This window comes from Streptomyces sp. MMS24-W38 (assembly GCF_059889265.1).
In genome coordinates this window covers 3,876,775-3,890,893 of the sequence record NZ_JCBCPP010000001.1, presented here as the reverse complement: position 1 = coordinate 3,890,893, position 14,119 = coordinate 3,876,775, and the positions used below count along the sequence as shown (strand labels likewise).

13 protein-coding genes are annotated in these 14,119 nt (G+C 71.6%); 3 read left to right on the top strand and 10 right to left on the bottom strand.

The genetic code is table 11. From position 1 onward, the window contains the following. Positions 1-22 precede the first annotated feature (22 nt). Entirely contained in the window at positions 23-274 is a 252-nt protein-coding gene (locus AC6F7H_RS16760; RefSeq protein WP_500757768.1) for a type II toxin-antitoxin system prevent-host-death family antitoxin, read from the top strand. A 13-nt stretch (positions 275-287) separates the two neighbouring features. Here the strand turns inward: AC6F7H_RS16760 and AC6F7H_RS16755 are convergent, their stop codons facing one another. Beyond that, entirely contained in the window at positions 288-650 is a 363-nt protein-coding gene (locus AC6F7H_RS16755) for a VOC family protein (RefSeq protein WP_500757767.1), read from the bottom strand. A gap of 3 nt (positions 651-653) precedes the next feature. Beyond that, positions 654-1,475 carry a trans-aconitate 2-methyltransferase gene (locus tag AC6F7H_RS16750; RefSeq protein ID WP_500757766.1) on the bottom strand — a complete coding sequence of 274 codons (822 nt, stop codon included), beginning with the start codon at positions 1,473-1,475 and terminating at the stop codon, positions 654-656. Between the two features lie 113 nt (positions 1,476-1,588). Between AC6F7H_RS16750 and AC6F7H_RS16745 the strand changes: the two genes are divergently transcribed. Continuing rightward, entirely contained in the window at positions 1,589-2,086 is a 498-nt protein-coding gene (locus AC6F7H_RS16745; RefSeq protein ID WP_500757765.1) for a MarR family winged helix-turn-helix transcriptional regulator, read from the top strand. On the opposite strand, the gene AC6F7H_RS16740 is transcribed toward AC6F7H_RS16745, so the two are convergent. Further along, positions 2,045-2,824 carry a response regulator transcription factor gene (locus tag AC6F7H_RS16740; protein ID WP_500757764.1) on the bottom strand — a complete coding sequence of 260 codons (780 nt, stop codon included), beginning with the start codon at positions 2,822-2,824 and terminating at the stop codon, positions 2,045-2,047. The genes AC6F7H_RS16745 and AC6F7H_RS16740 overlap by 42 nt on opposite strands. 309 nt (positions 2,825-3,133) lie before the next feature. Here AC6F7H_RS16740 and AC6F7H_RS16735 point away from each other — a divergent pair, with 309 nt between their 5' ends. Next, entirely contained in the window at positions 3,134-3,622 is a 489-nt protein-coding gene (locus tag AC6F7H_RS16735) for a GNAT family N-acetyltransferase (RefSeq protein WP_500757763.1), read from the top strand. Between the two features lie 75 nt (positions 3,623-3,697). On the opposite strand, the gene galK is transcribed toward AC6F7H_RS16735, so the two are convergent. The 7 genes from galK to AC6F7H_RS16700 all read right to left on the bottom strand — a co-directional run bounded on the left by galK (position 3,698) and on the right by AC6F7H_RS16700 (position 14,079). Continuing rightward, positions 3,698-4,876, bottom strand: a complete 1,179-nt coding sequence (gene galK / locus AC6F7H_RS16730) for a galactokinase (protein ID WP_500757762.1) — start codon at positions 4,874-4,876, stop codon at positions 3,698-3,700. Between the two features lie 30 nt (positions 4,877-4,906). Then, positions 4,907-5,878, bottom strand: a complete 972-nt coding sequence (gene galE / locus AC6F7H_RS16725) for a UDP-glucose 4-epimerase GalE (protein ID WP_500757761.1) — start codon at positions 5,876-5,878, stop codon at positions 4,907-4,909. Further along, complete coding sequence (galT, locus tag AC6F7H_RS16720; protein ID WP_500757760.1) at positions 5,875-6,939, bottom strand: galactose-1-phosphate uridylyltransferase; 1,065 nt, start codon at positions 6,937-6,939, stop codon at positions 5,875-5,877. Before galT ends, galE begins: the two co-directional genes overlap by 4 nt. 219 nt (positions 6,940-7,158) lie before the next feature. Beyond that, entirely contained in the window at positions 7,159-7,851 is a 693-nt protein-coding gene (locus AC6F7H_RS16715) for a helix-turn-helix transcriptional regulator (protein WP_500757759.1), read from the bottom strand. Between the two features lie 232 nt (positions 7,852-8,083). Beyond that, positions 8,084-10,057, bottom strand: a complete 1,974-nt coding sequence (locus AC6F7H_RS16710) for an outer membrane protein assembly factor BamB family protein (RefSeq protein ID WP_500757758.1) — start codon at positions 10,055-10,057, stop codon at positions 8,084-8,086. Between the two features lie 130 nt (positions 10,058-10,187). After that, positions 10,188-11,978: an outer membrane protein assembly factor BamB family protein gene (locus AC6F7H_RS16705; protein WP_500757757.1), complete on the bottom strand. Its 1,791-nt coding sequence runs from the start codon at positions 11,976-11,978 to the stop codon at positions 10,188-10,190. 286 nt (positions 11,979-12,264) lie between these two features. Further along, positions 12,265-14,079 (bottom strand): ABC-F family ATP-binding cassette domain-containing protein, encoded by a 1,815-nt coding sequence (locus AC6F7H_RS16700; RefSeq protein WP_500757756.1) that lies wholly within the window; start codon positions 14,077-14,079, stop codon positions 12,265-12,267. Positions 14,080-14,119: the final 40 nt, after the last annotated feature.

The following is a 14,119-nucleotide window of genomic DNA, read 5'->3' as shown; positions in this document are numbered from 1 at the left end:
AGGCACGTGGCATCGTGTGCCCGTGACCGAGATGACGATCAGCGAGGCCGCCTCCCAGCTGGAGGATCTGGTCCACCGGCTGGGTGGCGACCGCGAGCCCATCGCTCTCACCGACGGGAACGGCGTGACCGCGCTCCTCGTCGCTCCCCGGGTGATCGAGGATCTGGAAGACGCCCTGGCCATCGCCGAGTACCGGCGCCGGAAAGCCGAGGGGACCCTCGAAGAGGGCATCCCGCACGCGGAGGTCGGACGCCTGCTGGGCCTGCGTCCGTGAGCCGACGGGAACGTCAGCCGACCGGCTCCAGGAACTCCAGCCGGTTGCCCACCGGGTCCTCGGAGTAGAAGCGCCTGTGGCCGGGGAGGTCGTCGTCCCAGATGACCGGGGCCCCGTGGCACGCCAGGCGGGCGGCGTACGCCTCGATGCCGGTCACCCTCAGGCCGGGGTGGGCCTTCCCGGCGGGCCGGAAGTCGTCCTCGATGCCCAGATGGAGCTGTACGCCTCCCGCCCGGAACCAGCAGCCGCCGCGCACGGCCAGAGCAGGCGGCTTCGGCACCTCGGTCATGCCGAGGACATCGGCGTAGTACGCGCGGAGGCGGCCCTCGGAGCCGGGCGGTGCGGCGAGCTGCACATGGTCGACGGCGGCGAGCACCCTTCACACCTCCTTGACGGCGACCGCGAAGACGCGGCGGAAGGGGAACGGGGTGCCGTGCGGGCCCGTCGGGTAGGCGGCGCGCAGGGCGGTGCGGTACTCCTCGACGAAGGCGTCCCGTGCCTCGGGATCGTCGGCGAGGGCGGTGAGGACGGGCCGCAGGCCGGTGCCCCTGACCCAGTCCAGGACGGGGTCCGGCCCGTGCAGCAGGTGGATGTACGTCGTCTCCCACACGTCGACCGCGCAGCCGGCGCCGGTGAGGCGGTCCAGGTAGGCGGCGGGGGTGAGGACGGCGTCGGCGTGGCGCAGGGTGCCGGAGAGACGGGTCCGCCAGCGCGGGGAGTGGGCGAGTTCGCGCATGAGGGTGTGGCTGGGGGCGTCGAAGTTGCCGGGCACCTGGAAGGCGAGGGTGCCGCCGGGGGTGAGTGAGGCGATCCAGTCGGTGAACCGGTCCGGGTGCCCGGGGACCCACTGCAGGGTGGCGTTGCTGACGATCAGGTCGTACGGCCGGTCGGGCGTCCAGGTGCGGACGTCGGCGCGGGCGAAGTCCAGTCGGCCGCCGCCCGGGGTCGGGCCCTGGTGGTCGACGTGGGCTTTGTCGAGCATCTCGGGCGAGTTGTCGTAGCCGGTGATACGGGCGGCCGGCCAGCGGTCGGCGAGCAGGGCGGTGACGTTTCCGGCGCCGCAGCCGAGGTCGGCGATGCGGGGCGGGTCGCCGGGGAGCTCGGGGACGCGGGCGAGGAGGTCGAGGAAGGGGCGGGTGCGCGGACCGGCGTGACGCAGGTACTGGACGGGGTCCCAGGTGGGATCGGTGACCGCGGGCATGGAGCCTCCTGGAGTCGGCCGACGGGTACCCAGCGTCCCGCACGTATTGTCTCGTCGTCAAGAAACTCGACCTCAAGAGACTTCACATCGACACAACCACTACACTGATCGCCATGGAGGACGAGGTCGATCGACTGGTCGCAGCATGGCGCCGGGAGCGCCCGGACCTCGACGTGGAACCGCTCGAGGTCCTCAGCCGGGTGAGCAGGCTCGCCCGGCATCTGGACCGGGCCCGCAGGCTCGCGTTCTCCGAGCACGGCCTGGAGCCCTGGGAGTTCGACGTACTGACCGCACTGCGCCGCGCGGGCGCCCCCTACCAGCTCTCGCCGGGACAGCTGCTCACCCAGACGCTGGTCACCTCGGGCACGATGACCAACCGCATCGACCGCCTGACCAAGAAGGGCCTGGTCGCGCGGCTGCCCGATCCCAACGACCGGCGCGGCGTCCTGGTCCGCCTCACGGACGAGGGCCGCGACCGCGCCGACCAGGCACTGGCCGGACTGCTGGCGCAGGAGCGGGCGATCCTCGCCGAGCTCTCCCACACCCAGCGCGGCGAACTGGCGGGCCTGCTACGCCGGTTGACCGCCCCGTTCGACAACATCCCGGGCTGAGGTCTGCCCCAGGTCGACGGGCCCCACACCCGCCCGCCGGGCAAGGGCGACGGCGGCGAGCGTGGAGTGCACGCCCAGCTTGCCGAGCACGTTCTGCATGTGCGTGCGGACGGTGTGCGGGGACAGATACAGGCGCTCGGCGACGGCCTTGCGCCCCAGGCCCGCGACCATGCACCGCAGCACCTCCCGTTCCCGCGGGGTCAGGGTCTCCACGAGCCGTTCGCTCTCCGTGCGGTGCTTGCGCGCGGCGGTCAGTTCGCGCAGGACGCCGGTGAGCAGGGCGGGCGGCAGATGCGTCTCGTCGCGCAGTACGCCCCGGACGACGGTGAGCAGCCGGCTCAGCGAGCAGTCCTTGGCCACCCAGCCGCCGGCGCCGGCCTGCAGGGCGAGCGCGGCGCGGCGCGGGTCGTCCTTCTCCGCGAGCACCACGATCCGTACCTGCGGGTGGACCGAACGCACCCCGGTGACCAGGGACATCCCGTCGACGAGGCCGTCCTCGTCGGCCGCCTGCACCGGTAGGGCCGGACGGACGCCCGCCACCTTGCCGCCCAGGTCGGCGTCGACGAGGATCACGTCGAACCGCCGCCCCTCGCCGACGGCGCGCTCCAGGCAGCGCAGCGCGGCCGGGCCGCTGCCCGCCGCGGACACCTCGACGTCGGGCTCCGCGGCCAGGGCCGCGGCGAGCGACTCGGCGAAGATGCGATGGTCGTCGACGACCAGGACTCGGATACGTTGCACAAAACCCCCTTCCCCGAGCTCTCTGCAGAGCTGGGGACTACCCCATGGTCAAAGGACGACACCCGTCCCGGCGCGGGTGCGAACCCGAAGCCGGGTCCCGGACTCACGGGACCGGCCTCGACCGGACCCGGGACGGGCCGCTCGGCACCGCCCGGCCGCCGCCGTGCGCCCCCGCCGCCCCGCCCCGGGCTTCGTACCCGAGTGCCTCGCCCCCTGAACGGCGCCGGCCCCCACCGGCGCTGTTCATCAGAGTACGGGCGGGGGCGGCCGGCGGAAGGTTATTTGCAGAACTGGCGGCCTTGCGCGTTTATGGTGAGCCGCATGTTTCGTCTTGAGACAGAAGTCGACAGAGCCCGACGTGATCTGCTCCGCAGGCGGCTGCGGGACACGAACACGGCTGCCTCACCGGTGCTGCGCGCCCTGCGCGGAACCCCCGACGAACGCGAGTCCCCTTTGCACGTGTGGGCCTCGGACCCGGCCGGTGCCCTGGCGGGCGGCCTGGTCGGCCACACCTGGACGACCTGGCTGCACGTGACGTACCTGTGGGTCGACGAACGCCACCGGGGAGCGGGCCTCGGCACCCTCCTCCTGTCCACGGCGGAACGCGTCGCCGCCGACCGGCGCGGCTGCCGCTCCTCCCGCGTGGAGACCTGGGACTTCCAGGCCCCGGATTTCTACCGCCGCCACGGCTACGAGGTGGTCTGCGCCATCCCCGACTACCCCCCGGGCATCACGGAGTACACCCTGACCAAGCCCCTGGAGCCGACCACCGGAACCCGCCGACCACGCCGAAGGTGACATCGCCCCGCCACCACATCACGCCATTCGGCGCCCGAGCACTTCTCCCGCTGCGCGGCACGGTGCGTCCGGTGCTCAGCGGAGTCGTCGTGCCCCCGCCGAAGGCACCGCCTCGAAGATCCGGGGGGTCTCGAAGCCGGCCGTCGTGAAGGCCTTCTGTATCGCCTCGGTGATGGGGGCCGTGTCCGTCGCCTCGGCCAGGACGATGGCGGAGCCGCCGAAGCCGCCGCCGGTCATGCGGGCGCCGAGGGCGCCGGAGGCGAGGGCCGTGTCGACGACCAGGTCGAGTTCGGGGCAGGAGACGCGGAAGTCGTCCCGGAGGGAGGCGTGGCCGGCGGTGAGGACCGGGCCGATGGCGCGGGTGTCGCCCGACTCCAGCAGGGCGATCACCCGTTCCACCCGCTCGTTCTCGGTCACGACGTGGCGGACCAGGCGGCGGACCTCCTCCTCGTCGCCCAGCAGGGCCAGTGCCGCGTCCAGGTCCGCGTGGGCCACGTCGCGCAGGGCGTCGACGCCCAGCAGGGCGGCGCCCTTCTCGCAACCTGCCCGGCGTCTGCCGTACTCGCCCTCGCTGTGGCTGTGCTCGACGCGGGTGTCGACGACCAGCAGGCGCATGCCCTCGGCGGCCAGGTCGAAGGGTATCTGCCGCTGGGAGAGGTCGCGGGTGTCGAGGAACAGGGCGTGGCCGCTCTCGCAGCAGGCGGACGCCGTCTGGTCCATGATGCCGACGGGGGCGCCGACGTAGACGTTCTCCGCGCGCTGGCACAGGCGGGCCGACTGCCAGCCGCGCAGGCCCAGTTCGTACAGGTCGTTCAGGGCCAGGGCGACGACGACCTCCAGGGCCGCCGAGGAGGACAGGCCGGCGCCGGCCGGGACCGTGGAGGCGAGGTGGACGTCCGCGCCGGTCACCGCGTGGCCGGCCTCGCGCAGGGCCCATACGACGCCCGCCGGGTAGGCGGTCCAGTTCCTGTCCGTACCGGGGGCGAGGGAGTCCACCGTCAGTTCCACGACGGGCGCGTCCACGTCCGCGGAGTGCAGGCGCAGGACGCCGTCGTCGCGCCGGGAGACCGCCGCGACCGCGGTGTGCGGCAGGGCGAACGGCATGACGAAGCCGTCGTTGTAGTCGGTGTGCTCGCCGATGAGGTTGACCCGGCCCGGCGCCGCCCAGACGCCGTGCGGTGCGGCTCCGTACAGTTCCCGGAACCGCTCGCCGGCCGTTCTCGCGGCCGTCTCGTAGGCGTCGGACTCGCTCATACCCTGCCCCTGACCCTTCGTCACGTACTGCTAAACGCCTTGCCCGGTGTGCCGCTGCGCGAACTCCCACGCGTCCGCGACGATGTCCTTGAGGTCGGCGCGGGACGGCTTCCAGCCCAGTTTCTCGCGGGCCGTGGCGGCCGACGCCACCAGGACCGCCGGGTCGCCGCCCCGGCGGGGGGCCACGACCTCGGGGATCGGGTGGCCGGTGACCTGACGGACCGTCTCGACGACCTCGCGGACGGAGAAGCCGTTGCCGTTGCCGAGGTTGCAGATCAGGTGTTCGCCCGGGGCCGCCGCCTTCAGCGCCAGCAGGTGCGCCTCGGCCAGGTCGGCGACGTGGATGTAGTCGCGTACGCAGGTGCCGTCCGGCGTCGGGTAGTCGTCGCCGTAGACGCTGATCGCCTCGCGCCTTCCCTGGGCGACCTGGAGGACGAGCGGGATCAGGTGGGACTCGGGGTCGTGCCGCTCGCCGAAGTGGCCGTACGCGCCGGCCACGTTGAAGTAGCGCAGCGAGACCGCGCCCAGGCCGTGCGCCGCCGCCTCGCCGGTGATCATGTGGTCGACGGCGAGCTTGGAGGCGCCGTAGGGGTTGGTGGGCCGGGTCGGGGCGGATTCGAGGATCGGGACCTGTTCGGGCTCGCCGTAGGTCGCCGCGGTGGAGGAGAAGACCAGTCGGCGCACGCCCGCCGAACGCATCGCGTCCAGCAGCGCCATGGTGCCGCCGACGTTGTTCTCCCAGTACTTCTCGGGCCGCACGACCGACTCGCCGACCTGGGAGAACGCGGCGAAGTGCAGGACGCCGTCGAAGGAGGGGTCCAGCCAGGTGGCGGCGGAGCGGATGTCGCCCTCGATGAAGGACGCACCGGCCGGGACGGCCTCGCGCAGTCCGGTGGAGAGGTCGTCGAGGACGACGACCTCGTGGCCGGCTTCCAGCAGATGCTGGGCCACGACACTTCCGACATAGCCCGCGCCACCAGTAACCAAGTACTTCCCGCTCATGGACTCGCTACCTCCCGCAGTCGCTCGGCCGCGCGTTCCGGCGGCACGTCGTTGATGAACACGTTCATACCGGACTCGGAACCCGCGAGGAACTTCAGCTTGCCGGGTGTGCGGCGGATGGTGAAAAGTTCGAGGTGGAGCGCGAGGTCGTCGCGCGTGACCCCGTCGAACTCCGCCGGCGTGCCGAACGGGGCCTGGTGCCAGGCCGCGATGTACGGCGTCGAAGACTCGCCCTCCGCGTCGAAGATCCGGTCGAACCGCCGCAACAGTTCCAGGTAGACCCGGGGAAACTCCGTGCGTGCCGCCTCGTCGAGCCCGAGCAGGTCGGGCACCCTGCGCTTCGGGTACAGGTGGACCTCGTAGGGCCAGTGCGCCGCGTACGGCACGAAGGCGGCCCAGTGTTCACCCTCCAGGACGACCCGCTCGCCCGCGAGTTCCTCCGCCAGGACGGCGTCGAACAGATTTCCCCCTCCGGTCGCCTCCTTGTGTGCGGCCACCTGGCGCAGCATCAGGGCGGTGCGGGGGGTGGTGAACGGGTAGGCGTAGATCTGCCCGTGCGGGTGCTGGAGGGTGACGCCGATCTCGGCCCCCCGGTTCTCGAAGCAGAACACCTGCTCGACGGAGGGCAGGTGAGACAGCTCCGACGTCCTGTCCGTCCAGGCGTCCAGGACCAACCGGGCCTGCCGCTCGCTCAGGTCGGCGAAGGAGGCGTGGTGGTCGGAGGTGAAGCAGACGACCTCGCAGCGGCCCGAGGCGCCGGCCAGTGAGGGGAAGCGGTTCTCGAAGACCACGACGTCGTACGAGGAGTCCGGGACCTCGCTGAGCCGGTCGCCCTCGGAGGGGCACAGGGGGCATTCGTCGGCCGGGGGGTGATAGGTGCGGCCCTGGCGGTGGGAGGCGATGGCGACACGGTCGCCGAGCAGCGGGTCGCGGCGGATCTCGGACGTCGTGACGGTGGCGGCCAGTGGGCGGCGGTCGGCCGCGTCGCGCACGGTGTCGTCACGCAGGTCGTAGTAGATGAGTTCGCGACCGTCGGCCAGCCGGGTCGAGGTCTTCTTCACTCCGGACGCTCCATTCGAGCCGTTCACCGCACGGCTTTCCGCACAGCGCCGTTTTCCGCACAGCACTGTTTTCACACTCTTCCAACAGAACCCAACACACCAAAACACAACACACCACGGCCGTCAATGTCACCCTCCCGGGCATCGCGCCGGAGGGACAGGGAAAGCAGAGGTGGGGGTGCCCGGCACCGCGGGCACCCCCACCTCTGCTCCCTGCTCCTACTGCCCGGAGCGCGCCGACCCCCGCACCGGCCCCACCCGGTCCAGCAGTCCCGTCCGGGCCGCCAGTGCCGCCGCCTCCAGCCTGGAGCCCACACCCAGTTTCATCAGCACGCGCTGCACATGCGTCCGCGCCGTGGACGGCGCTATGTCCATGCCCGCCGCGATCAGCCGGGTGTCCTCACCGTCGGCCACCCGGACCAGGACCTCCACCTCGCGCGGGGTCAGCATCCGCAGCAGCCGCTGCCCCTCGTCGTCCGGTTGCGCCGCCGGATTCAGCAGCTCACCGAACGCCCCCTGCAGCAACTGCGGCGCCACCGCGGCCTCGCCTGCCCGCGCCTTCATGATCGCCCGTTCCACGCCCTCGATACGCTCGTCGTGCCGCACATAGCCGGACGCCCCCGCCGCGAACGCCGCCGCGATCCCGCGAGGGCTGGGCACCGGGCCCAGCACCAGCACCGCCACCTGCGGCCGCTCCCGCTTGATCTTCACCACCGGATCGAAGATGCCGGGCTCCGCCGGTGCCGCCGTCCCCAGCAGGCACACCTCCGGCGCCCTGCTGATCACCAGATCCGCCGCCCCCGCCACCGGTGCCGCCGCGGCCAGCACCCGGTGTCCCCGCAGCTTCAACGCCGAGGCCAGCGCCTCGGCGAGCAGCCGGTGGTCGTCGACCACCATCAACCGCACGCCCATGTATCAACCCCCCATACCGCGAGCGCACCCCCGTGCGCCGCCTCCCCGTCCGGTCCCGGAAGCTACACGCTTGTTCGACGTCGCGCTCCCCCTACCGGCGAGAATCGCCCCGGATCACCGAAATTCTCGCATTCGGTGGCGATGGGCACCTGCTGAGCGGTACGCGTACGGCCCCGCCCCCTGCTGGGTGGATTCCAGGGGGCGGGGCCGTACGCACGGGTCGGCGAAGCGGTCAGCCGCCGGTACCGAAGGCGATCGCCAGGTACTCCTCCCGTTCCGAAGCGAAATCGCTGGCGTACACCTCCGACATGTACAGGCGCCCCTGCGAGAACAGCACCTCGGAGTTCGTGGGCGACATCCCCGCCTCCACGTCCCGCACCGCTTCCGTCGCCGGGTTCTCCAGCAGTTTGGTCTGCTTGAAGGTGCCGCCGTCGATGCTCACGATCTGCCCGCCCTTGTCGTAGGGCGGCTCCTTGTACGCCAGGAGGTCGCCGCCGTCCATGCGCAGCGGGATGATCGTGTAGCCGTCGCCGGCGTCGGCGCGCTGGCCGGTCTGCTTGCCGGTGGCCAGGTCGAAGGCGACGACCTCGTTGGTCCTGGTGTACTCGCCCGTGCCCTCGTGTTCCTCGGTCGGGATGTACAGCCGGTCGTTGCCGACCGCCAGCCCGCTGCAGTGCTCGATCCTGGTGATGCCGTCGCAGTCGGCCGCGAACTCGTCACCGGGCGCGGAGATGCGGGTACGCAGCTTGCCGGTCTTGTTGTCGATGGAGAAGAAGTCCGAGATGCCGCTGCCGTCACCGGCGGAGTCGCCGACGTCGGCGGCCACGACCAGCGGGTCGGTGGACACGACCGCGGCGTACTCGATGCCCTCGGTCATCCTGTACTCGGAGATCACCTTGCCGGACTTCGGGTCGACGGTCTGGATGTGCAGCTGACGCTGGTCGTACGAACCGCACTTGCGCACCGCGACCAGCTTCGGCCCGCCGCCGTACCCGGAGTCGTAACAGGAGTCGGACGTCTTGGGCGACCACAGGAGCTTGCCGGAGGCTATGTCCCAGGCGGCGCCGCCGCTGGTGCTGGCCGCCGCGACGGTGTTCCCGCTGACGGTGACGTTGTTGAAGCTGATCTCCTGGGTGCCGGACCTGGCCGTCTCGGACCACAGCTTCTCACCCGTGGCGAGGTCGAAGGCCGCGACCTGCGTGCACCGCTGCGGATCGTTCTTGGTCGGCATCTTCGGCTTGTAGACGATCGCCGTCCTGCCGTCCTCGGTGACGTGGTCGCTGGCCTCGCACACCGGCCCGGGCAGGTCGAGCGTCCACACCTTGCTGCCCTTGACGGCGTCGTAGCCGACGACCTCGGCGACGCCGCTCTTGGCGTACACCGTGTCGGTCAGCCAGGAACCGGAGACGCCGACGCTCGAGCTGTCCTTCGGGGACTTCGGCGACGGGATCTGGAAGAGGACCTTGGCGGCGGGGTCGGCCGGAACCTTCTCCTTGCCGCCGGCGGAGGTGCCACCGCCGTTCTCGTCGTCCTTCTTGCCGCCCTCGGTGCCGCCCGAGTCGGCGGTGGTCTCCTTGTCGCCGCCGGAGGAGGACGAGGACGAGTACCAGACGCCGGCGCCGACGATCAGGGCGATGGCCACGACCGCCGAGACGATGATGGCCAGCTGGGCGTTGATCTTCCGCCCGCCGCCGGACCCGACGCCGCCGCCAGGGTGTGGCGGCATCGGCACGGTCGGGTGCGCATAGCCGTAACCGGGCTGGCCGTACGGCTGCTGCGGGTGTCCGTACGCACCGGGCTGGCCGTACGGCTGCTGCGGCTGTCCGTACGGGCCCGGCTGGCCCGGGTAGCCGTAACCGGCCGGGGGCTGCTGCGGGTAGCCGTACCCGGGCGGCGGCGTCGGGCCCGTCGGCGTGGGCGGGGTCTGCGGGGCGGCCTGCGGCGACTGCTGCGGGGCCTGCGGGGCTTGCGGGGCCTGCGGGGCCTGCGGGGCCTGCGGGGCCTGCGGGGCCTGCGGGGCCTGCGGGTAGCCGTATCCCGGCTCCGGGGCCTTGTTGAGGTCCGGCCCGCCCGGGGCGGACGGCGGCTGCTGGGCCGGCGGCTGCGACGGCTCGGTCGGCGGACCGAAGCCCGGCGGCGGAGCCGGCGTGGCCGGCTGCTCGGGCTGCCGCGGGGGCTGGTTGGGCGGCTGGGGCGGCTGCGTCATGACGTGTAGACCTCGAAAGGATCGAAGAACTCGAAGAACTCGAAGGAGGGGAAGGACGGCGGGGAAGTGGCCGGACGGAGCGAGGGCGCCGGCCGTACCCGGCCGACGCGCCTCACCCCTGCTGCGCGCCTCACTTGCCGTAGGCGAGCATCAGCTTCTCCTTCGAATCGTCATTGCCGGACAGCCGGGTCGTCGAGATGTAGAAACGGCCGTCGACCCAGTCGATCGCCTTGCTGAAGAAACCGTTCTCGATCCTCGCGACGCCCTGCGGGTTCTGCATCAGCGTGACCGGCTCGTGGCTGCTGCCGGTGGTCGGGACGGAGACGACCCGGCCGCCCGCGTCGTACGACGGCTCCACGTAGGCGATGAGCTTGTCGCCCTCGACCTTCATGGGCACCATCGAGTCCGCCGCCGGGGACTTCACCCGCCACTTCTCCTCGCCGGTGGCGAGGCTGATCGCGACGATCTCGTTGGCCCCGGTGGTCGCCTTGGTGGGCAGGTAGAGGGTGTCCGCGTCGGCGGCGACGCCCGCGCAGCCCTGGAGGTCTCGGGCGAGGATGGCCCAGCCGCACTCGGCGGCGAAGTCCTCGTCGACGGCGACCTGGGAGCGGATCGAGCCGTCGGCGCCGAGCGTGGAGATGTTCCACGCCTTCTTGTCCTTGTTGGTGCTGTAGATGACCACCGGTTCGACGGAGTAGGCGCGCTCGACGCGCCAGCCCTTGTCGAACTTCCGGGTCCACTTCACCTTGCCGGTCTTCGGGTCGAGCTCCTGGACCTCGTCGCGCGCGTTGTCGCCGCCGGCGCCGCAGGAGGCGACCTGGATCAGCCGCTCGCCGCCCGCGAACCCGGCGGGGAAGCAGGCGTCGCCGTACTTCTTCTTGTCGTACATCTTGTCGCCGGAGGTGACGTCGAAGGCCGTGCCGGACTGCGAACGGCCCACCATCAGCGTGTTGCCGCTGAGGGTCATCTCGATGGAGATCGCGGAGTCGAACAGCCCGCCGTCCTCGACCTTCTGCGTCCAGCCCTTCTCGCCGGTGTCGAGGTCGACGAGCTGGAGCTGGTTGCACTTGGCCCGGTCGCTGCTGCCGCTCATGTAAGCGACGACGACCTTGTCGTCGGACGTCTTCTCCGGGGTGACCGCGCAGATCTCCTCGGGGAAGGTGAGGGGCTCCCAGGTCGGCTTGCCGTCGGCGACGTTGTAGGCGGAGAGCTCCTTGTAGGCCGCCTTCACCGCCGTCCTGTCGGTGATCCACATGCCGGGGGCGTCGGCTCCGGAACGGGGCGCGTCGGGCGCCTCCTTGTACCAGAGCACCTTGGACTCGCCGGACTTGCGGCCCTCGTTGAGGTCCTCCGGGCCCGAGTTGCCGTCGCCGCTGCCGTCGCCCGGGTTGACGGGGGCGCCGGAGGTCTCGGGCTCGGGGTCGTCGCTCTTCTGGGCGACGGGCTTCTCGTCCTGCTTCCCGTCGTCGCCGGAGACCGCCCACACGGTGCCGCCGACCACCAGCAGCGCCGTCACCACGGCGGCACCGATGATCATGGCGGGCTTGCCCTTGAAGGGGTTGCGGGAGCCGGGCCCCGGCTGCGGGGCGCCGGGCGCGCCCGGGTACTGCGGCTGCGGGTGGCCGTAGCCCGGCTGCCCGTACGGGCCGGGCTGCTGCGGCTGGCCGTAGGGCCCGGAAGCGTACGGGCCGGAGGCGTACGGCCCCGGCTGCTGGTTGTACGGACCCGGCTGCTGGCCGTACGGGCCCGACTGCTGGGGCGGTGCCTGCTGCGGGTAGCCGTACCCCGGCTGCGGCGGCACACCGGACGGCGGACCCTGCGGGGGCGGCGGGGTCGGAGCCCCGAAGCCGCCACCCGAGGCGGACGGATCCTGTGGTGCTCCGAAGCCGCCCTGCGGCGGCTGGTCGGGCGGCTGAGCCATCAGCGCGTCCCCCCTTGCTCACTGATTTTTTAGCCACACCCTGAGGTACGTGGCGCTCCCAGAGTCGTCTTGAGGTGGTCCTTACAGTTCTCAGACGGGGTCTTTCTATCACCCGGCACCGACGGGCCACCGGGCCGCGTCCACCCCTGTTCCCAAGGGAGGACCGGCCTGTGATGCCCTCGTTACGCGCCCCCACGCGCCTCCACACGCCCTTCACGCAACGCGCGCCCCGCGCACGGACCTGTGCGCGGGGCGGTGCGGGGCGATACGGACTCCGGTGCGGGCGTCAGGCGTCCTCGGCGAGTTCCAGCCACCGCGTTTCCAGCGCCTCGCGCTGACCGGCCGTCTCGCGCAGCTCCGCGTCGAGTTCGGCCACCTTCGCGAAGTCGGTGGCGTGCTCGGCGATGGCGGCGTGCAGCGTGGACTCCTTCTCGGAGAGCTTGTCCAGCTGCCGCTCGATCTTCTGCAGTTCCTTCTTGGCGGCGCGCACGTCGGAGGCGCTCTTCTCGGGGACGTCCGGGGCCGGCTTCGCCGCGGGGCCGGTGGCGGCGGCCGCAGCGACCTCTTCCATCCGCTTGCGCCGCTCCAGGTACTCGTCGATGCCACGCGGCAGCATCCGCAGGGTGCCGTCGCCGAGCAGGGCGAACACCCGGTCGGTGGTGCGCTCGACGAAGAACCGGTCGTGGGAGATGACGATCATCGAGCCGGGCCAGCCGTCGAGGACGTCCTCGAGCTGGGTGAGGGTCTCGATGTCGAGGTCGTTGGTGGGCTCGTCGAGGAAGAGGACGTTGGGTTCGTCCATGAGCAGCCGCAGCAGCTGGAGCCGCCTCCGCTCACCGCCGGACAGGTCGCCGACCGGTGTCCACTGCTTGTCCTTGTTGAAGCCGAACGTCTCGCACAACTGCCCGGCGGTCATCTCCCGCCCCTTGCCGAGGTCGACGCGCTCCCGCACCGCCTGTACGGCCTGGAGCACCCGCCAGGTGGGGTCGAGTTCGGCGACCTCCTGGGAGAGGTAGGCCAGCTTGACCGTACGGCCGACGCCGATCCGGCCCGCCGCGGGCTGCGTCTCGCCCTCGGTGCGGGCCGCCTCGGTCAGGGCCCGCAGCAGGGACGTCTTGCCGGCGCCGTTGACCCCGACCAGGCCGATCCGGTCGCCGGGGCCGAGCTGCCAGGTGACGTGCTTGAGCAGCACCTTGGGCCCCGCCTGGACGGTGACGTCCTCCAGGTCGAACACCGTCTTGCCGAGCCGCGAGGAGGCGAACTTCATCAGCTCGCTGCTGTCCCGGGGCGGGGGGACGTCCTTGATCAGCTCGTTGGCGGCCTCCACGCGGAAGCGCGGCTTGGACGTCCGCGCGGGCGCCCCGCGGCGCAGCCAGGCCAGCTCCTTGCGGACCAGGTTCTGCCGCTTGGTCTCCTCGGTGGCGGCGATGCGCTCGCGTTCGGCACGGGCGAAGACGTAGTCGGAGTAGCCGCCCTCGTACTCGTACACGGCACCGCGCTGCACGTCCCACATGCGGGTGCAGACCTGGTCGAGGAACCAGCGGTCGTGGGTGACGCAGACGAGCGCGGAGCGCCGCTCCCGCAGGTGCCGGGCGAGCCAGGCGATGCCCTCGACGTCGAGGTGGTTGGTGGGCTCGTCGAGGACGATCAGGTCCTGTTCCTCGATGAGCAGCTTGGCGAGCGCGATCCGGCGCCGCTCGCCACCGGACAGCGGTCCGATGACGGTGTCCAGGCCCTTGGGGAACCCGGGCAGGTCCAGCCCGCCGAACAGCCCGGTCAGCACGTCGCGGACCTTGGCGTTGCCCGCCCACTCGTGGTCGGCCATGTCGCCGATGACCTCGTGCCGGACGGTGGCGACGGGGTCGAGGGAGTCGTGTTGGGTGAGCACGCCGAGGCGGAGCCCGCCGGAGTGCGTGACCCGCCCGGTGTCCGCCTCCTCCAGTTTGGCGAGCATCCGGATGAGGGTGGTCTTGCCGTCGCCGTTGCGCCCGACGACACCGATGCGGTCCCCCTCCGAGACACCGAGGGAGATGCCGTCGAGGAGGGCACGGGTTCCGTACACCTTGCTGACGTTCTCGACATTGACCAGATTGACGGCCATTTCTCTCCTGCCTGGGGGTTCGATCAGCTTTCCAGCGTAG

Excerpts from the sequence above, each read along its gene's own strand:
- AC6F7H_RS16750 (WP_500757766.1), bottom strand. The coding sequence starts at position 1,475 with ATGCCCGCGGTCACCGATCCCACCTGGGACCCCGTCCAGTACCTGCGT.
- AC6F7H_RS16745 (WP_500757765.1), top strand. The coding sequence starts at position 1,589 with ATGGAGGACGAGGTCGATCGACTGGTCGCAGCATGGCGCCGGGAGCGC.
- AC6F7H_RS16735 (WP_500757763.1), top strand. The coding sequence starts at position 3,134 with ATGGTGAGCCGCATGTTTCGTCTTGAGACAGAAGTCGACAGAGCCCGA.
- galK (WP_500757762.1), bottom strand. The coding sequence starts at position 4,876 with ATGAGCGAGTCCGACGCCTACGAGACGGCCGCGAGAACGGCCGGCGAG.
- galE (WP_500757761.1), bottom strand. The coding sequence starts at position 5,878 with ATGAGCGGGAAGTACTTGGTTACTGGTGGCGCGGGCTATGTCGGAAGT.
- AC6F7H_RS16715 (WP_500757759.1), bottom strand. The coding sequence starts at position 7,851 with ATGGGCGTGCGGTTGATGGTGGTCGACGACCACCGGCTGCTCGCCGAG.
- AC6F7H_RS16710 (WP_500757758.1), bottom strand. The coding sequence starts at position 10,057 with ATGACGCAGCCGCCCCAGCCGCCCAACCAGCCCCCGCGGCAGCCCGAG.
- AC6F7H_RS16705 (WP_500757757.1), bottom strand. The coding sequence starts at position 11,978 with ATGGCTCAGCCGCCCGACCAGCCGCCGCAGGGCGGCTTCGGAGCACCA.
- AC6F7H_RS16700 (WP_500757756.1), bottom strand. The coding sequence starts at position 14,079 with ATGGCCGTCAATCTGGTCAATGTCGAGAACGTCAGCAAGGTGTACGGA.